Annotated in this window: 4 protein-coding genes; all 4 read right to left on the bottom strand. The window is 73.6% G+C overall.

From position 1 onward, the window contains the following. Window positions 1-909: glycosyltransferase family 4 protein (locus ESO86_RS11420; protein WP_242492329.1), on the bottom strand; the 909-nt coding region annotated here is incomplete at its 3' end. 8 nt (window positions 910-917) lie between these two features. Then, the gene (locus ESO86_RS11415) at window positions 918-2,399 is read right to left on the bottom strand and encodes a glycoside hydrolase family 130 protein (RefSeq protein ID WP_129235103.1); all 1,482 of its coding nucleotides are present in this window, start codon (window positions 2,397-2,399) and stop codon (window positions 918-920) included. After that, window positions 2,396-3,433, bottom strand: coding sequence for a glycosyltransferase (locus ESO86_RS11410; protein ID WP_242492328.1), 1,038 nt, complete (start codon window positions 3,431-3,433; stop codon window positions 2,396-2,398). Before ESO86_RS11410 ends, ESO86_RS11415 begins: the two co-directional genes overlap by 4 nt. Then, window positions 3,430-4,545 (bottom strand): glycosyltransferase, encoded by a 1,116-nt coding sequence (locus ESO86_RS11405; RefSeq protein WP_129235101.1) that lies wholly within the window; start codon window positions 4,543-4,545, stop codon window positions 3,430-3,432. The genes ESO86_RS11410 and ESO86_RS11405 overlap by 4 nt, the downstream gene beginning before the upstream one ends. Window positions 4,546-4,899 lie beyond the last annotated feature (354 nt).

Below are 4,899 nucleotides of genomic sequence, written 5' to 3'. Positions count from 1 at the left end.
CGCCCGGTCGAGCAGCGCGGCGCGGTCCACGGCCGAGGCGGCGGCCGCGGCATCCGACGGCTCGACGGCGAACCCCGTGACGCCGTCGTCGACCACCTCCGGCATCGAGCCGCGGCGGTACGCGACCACGGGGGTGCCGCACGCCATCGCCTCGACGACCGAGAGGCCGAACGGCTCGTCGAAGTGGATGGGATGCAGCAGCACGGCGCTCGAGCCGAGCACGCGCGCTCGCTCGGCGGAGCCGACCGAGCCGAGGTACACGACCCGGTCGCCGTCGAGCCGCGGTTCGACCTCGTCGGCGAAGTAGTCGCGGTCGTGGACGGGGCCGCAGATCACCAGCCGCCGCCCGGCGCGCCGGGCGATCTCGATCGCGTCGACGATCCCCTTGTCGGGGTGGATGCGGCCGAAGACCGCGAGCGATTCGCCCGGCGATCCGGTGAACGGGAACGCGTCGACGTCGATGCCGTGGTGGATCGTCGCCGCGTAGTCCAGCTCGGGCGCGCGGTCGGCATCCGAGATGGCGACGTACGCCGAGTCCGCCGACCGGTAGGCGGGCAGGATGTCGGGCCCGCTGAACCCGTGGATCGTCGTCACCATCGGCGCCCGCCACGATCGCGAGAACGCCAGCGGCAGCCAGTCGAGCTGGTTGTGGATCACGTCGAACGACGCCGAGCGCCGCAGCGCCTCCGCGACGTGCATCGCCTCCCAGACGCGGCCGTCCATCGCGGGGTCGTCGCCGTACCCGTGCGGTGCGACCGACTCCAGCCGGGCAGAGGTCATCGAGTCGCCGGTGGCGAAGAGGGTGACGTCGACCCCGCGGCGCACGAGCCCCTCGGTCAGCAGGCTCGTGACCTGCTCCCACGGCCCGTAGTGCACCGGCGGGGTGCGCCAGGCGATCGGCCCGAGCATGGCGACCCTCACGCCGACCGCCCCCCGGTCGGCTCGAGGGCGTCGAGCAGCTCGTCGAGGTCGATCGCGGCGGCGCGCACGCGCTGGTCGCCGACGCCGTAGGGCAGCCAGAGCGTGCCGTCGTGCACGATGCCGCCGCACGAGTAGACCACGTTGGGCACGTAGCCGTCCTGCAGATCGCCGTCCGGTCGCAGGAGCGGCGACGCGAGGTCGGCGAGGACGCGACGCGGGTCGTCGAGGTCGAGCAGGATGGCGCCGATCGAGTACCGGCGCATCGGTCCGACGCCGTGCGTGATGACGAGCCATCCGCGATCGGTCTCGATCGGCGACCCGCAGTTGCCCAGCTGCACGGTCTCCCAGAGGTGCCGGGGCCGTCGCACGACGCCCGCCGACTCCCAGCTGCGGCCGTCGGCCGACGTGGCGATGGAGATGTTCTCGCCGTCGGTGCGGGTCAGCGCCCAGTGGATGCCGTCGATCGTGCGCGGGAACAGCCCCATCCCCTTGTTCGTGGCCGCCGGCCCGAGCAGCCGGTGCATGCTGTACGACCGCAGGTCGCGCGAGACGAGCAGTCGCGGCGCGATCGACCGGCCGTCGTACGCGGTGTAGGTCGCGCGGTACTCCTCCGTGCCGTCGGCATCGGTGAACGACACGAACCGGGCGTCCTCGATCCCGTTCGACTCCTCGTCGCTCACGGGCATGAGCACCCGCTGGCTCAGCCGGGTCTCGGGGGCGAAGCTCGCCGAGTACGCCGACCACGCCATCGTCCGGATGGTGTCCAGGTCGCCGTGCGCCTCGCGGCGCCGCGTGAGGTCTGCGGGCACGGCCCCGATCGCCGTCTCCAGCTCGGAGGTGCGGAACTCGTCGGGGAGCGCCCGGATGACGGCGCCCGAGAGCTCGTTGAGTCGATGCTCGCTCTCCAGCGCCTCCCGCAGGCCCTCCCTGGTCCAGGTGCCGTCCCCGATGGCCGGGGTCGCCATCGGGGATGCACGCGGCTCGAACTCCCACCGTCGACCCGGGCCGATGACGGCCGAGGCGAACCCGACGGATGACACGTGCCCCTCGCCGATGCATCGCAGGGCGATCGCGAGCCGCAGCTGGTGCTCGTCGAGCCCGGACTGGTCGGGGTGCACCATGGCGCTGGGGTTGCACAGCGCCGCGGCCTCGACCGCGTACTCGGCCGTGAACGCGGCCCCGAGCACGACTTCGAGGGCCGGCTCCGGCCGGAGGTCCGTCGGGGTGCGGAACGCCACCGTCTCGGCATGCCGCGCGAGCTGCTCGTCGAGATCGTCGTGGCGATCGCCGAAGGCGGCGACGAGTTCGTCGGATGCCGCGCGGATCTCCGCGCGGCTCAGCGCGGTGATGCGCGCCACCACGTCGGCCGCACGGGATCGCGTCGGAGTCAGGCCCTCCCCGGGGAGGAACAGGCGGAGGATCACGCGGGTCGCGTCGAGGACGAGCTCCGCGCCGAGGTCGGCGAGCCGGGGGGTCACGAGCGGCCGGTTCGAGGGGAGAGCCCGACCTCGCGGGCCCGCTGGAACGTGCTGAGGGCGGCCAACGTGGACTCCGCGCCGCGATTCTCGTTCCGCCCGCCGGGCTCGAGCCCGTCGAATCCGGCACCCGTGAGCGGGTCGGTCATCGCGATCCCGAGGTCGTTGTCGCCGGTGAACCACCCCAATGCCCGGGCCACGCCGGCGCGCCAGTACGGGTCGTCGGTCAGTCGGAAGGCACGCGCACAGGCATCCGCCATCGCCGCCGCCTCGATCGGCTGCTGGTCGAACCCGGGCCCGATCCCGTCGGGCCCTCGGCCGCAGTGGCCCGTCACGGAGAGGTGCCCGTCGCGGGTCTCGAGCTCGAGGAGGAACCGCAGGAACCCGAGCCCGCGATCGACGGCGTCCTCGTCGCCGAGTGCGCGGCCGGCCACCATGAGCGCCTCGGGAAGGGAGGCGTTCGCGTAGCGAAGGCGCGGCTCCGGCCAGTCCCATTCGGCGATCCGATGCCGCGGCAGACGGGCCAGGGCGTAGGTCAGGAACTCGCGAGCCAGCGACGATCGCGGGCGCACGGCGAGCAGGTCCGCGGCGCCGACCACGGCGAACGAGAGCGTGCGGACCTCCGTCGGCCGTTGCGCGAGGGCGTGCTGGAGCGCGCGCGTGGCGCGCAGTCGTGCGGTCGGGTCGGACGGGTCGGCGACCACCGCCCCCAGCGCGGCCACCGCGCGCCCCCACCAGTCGCCGATGCCCGGCTCGTCGGTCCACTCGCCCGCCTCGTTCATCCGGTTGTGGGCGCGTCCATCCGCGATCACCGCCCCTTCGACGAAGCGGAGGTAGGTCTCGCCCAATCGCTGGACGACGGGCCACGACGACTGCGCGCGAACCACGACGACGAGCGCGCGGGCGACGTCGTCGACGCAGTACCCGTGGGCGCGGCGCGGCTGGGCGTAGAGCGCGTGCTCGAACAGGCCGCGCCCGTCCGTCATGTCGACGAGGTGCGCGTACGGCAGCCCGATCGACGGCGCCTGCGTGCTCACGCGGATCTCGCGACCCGTGCGGCGACCAGCGAATCCGCGAGCGAGCGGAACCGGCCCGCCACGGCCGTCCAGCTCATGCCCTGCGGCCGGGCCTCCACCGGCTCGGCGCGCGCGATGGCGGCTCGGACGGCGGCGCCGATCGACGCGGGCGACTCGTGCGCGACGATCATCCTCGGGTGCAGCAGCTCCCGCGCGTGCGGGAACCCGGTCGCGATGACCGGCTTCCCCGCGGCGAGCGCCTCGACCAGCACGCCCGACGTCACCTGGATGCGGGAGTCGTAGGGAAGCAGTACGAGATCGGCCGCGCCGACCCGTCCGGCCAGGGCGTCGGCATCGAGGTAGCGCGAGTCGAACGCGACCCGGTCGGCGACGCCCAGTTCGTCGGCGAGGTGCTCGAGCCGTTCCCGGTACGCCTCGCCCTCGTGGGCGACGACCTTCGGGTGGGTCTCGCCGAGGATCTCGTAGTGCACCGCCGGCGCGACGTCGCCGAGCGAGGCGATGGCGCGGATGCCCCATTCGAGTCCCTTGCTCGGTCCGATCAGGCCCCAGGTCAGCACCGTCGTGCGGTCGCCGGCATGGCCGGCGGTCGGGGTCGTCCATTCCGGCACGCCGTGCGGGATGACCGAGACCCGGCTCACGTCCACGCGGAAGTGGCGGATCAGCAGCGCGCGCGCCGCCTCCGTCATCACGACCACGGCGGTCGCCGCCGCGACCACCCGCTCGAGCACCGCGCGCTGGCCGTCCGTCGGTGCGGCGAGCACCGTGTGCAGCACGACGATCGAGGGCGAGGTGAGCGATTCGAGCACGGCGACGACATCGCTGCCGTCGTCGCCGCCGTAGATCCCGTACTCGTGCTGCACGATGACCACGTCGGCGGCGCTCAACAGCCGAGCGGTCGCCTGCGTGCGATCGGGACGGTCCACGTGCAGCTCTCCGACCACCGCGATCCCCGCGGCGAGTCCGGGGCTCGGCGCGTCGAGGTCGTCGACGGCTCGGACGATGCGGATCGGGTCCGAGCCGATCGCGAGGAGCGCGTCGGCGAGCGACCGCGAGAAGGTTGCGAGGCCGCACCGCGTGGGCGGGAAGGTGGAGAGGATGCTGAATCGGGGCACGGATGTCGCTCTCGATCGGACGGAGTCGAACTCCGCGATGCGAGACGTCTGCCGGTCGGCACCTCTCGTGGGATCGCGCTGCGTCGAGCCATCCGGTACCCGAAGTCACTCGGGCCTTCGCGCAGGCTAGCCGACGCGGCTGGGAGCGAGCCCCGCTCCTCGACACTGCGACGGCGCCTCACCTCCAGTCGCGCGCGCTCCGGGCCGACCAGTAGTGGGCGGGGGCTTCGGCGAGCGCGCCGAGCGCCGCGGCATCCGTGGACGGCGCCGGCGCGCGCGAGGCGAGGTTCGCGTCGAGCTGTCCGGGCGTCATCGCACCCGAGAGCACGACGTCGGCCCACGGCTGGGCGCGCG

Source organism: Agromyces binzhouensis (assembly GCF_004135055.1).
In the GTDB taxonomy this organism is placed as follows: Bacteria; Actinomycetota; Actinomycetes; order Actinomycetales; family Microbacteriaceae; genus Agromyces; species Agromyces binzhouensis.
Note: the sequence above shows the minus strand (reverse complement) of the source record. Positions and strands in the feature narration are given on the sequence as shown.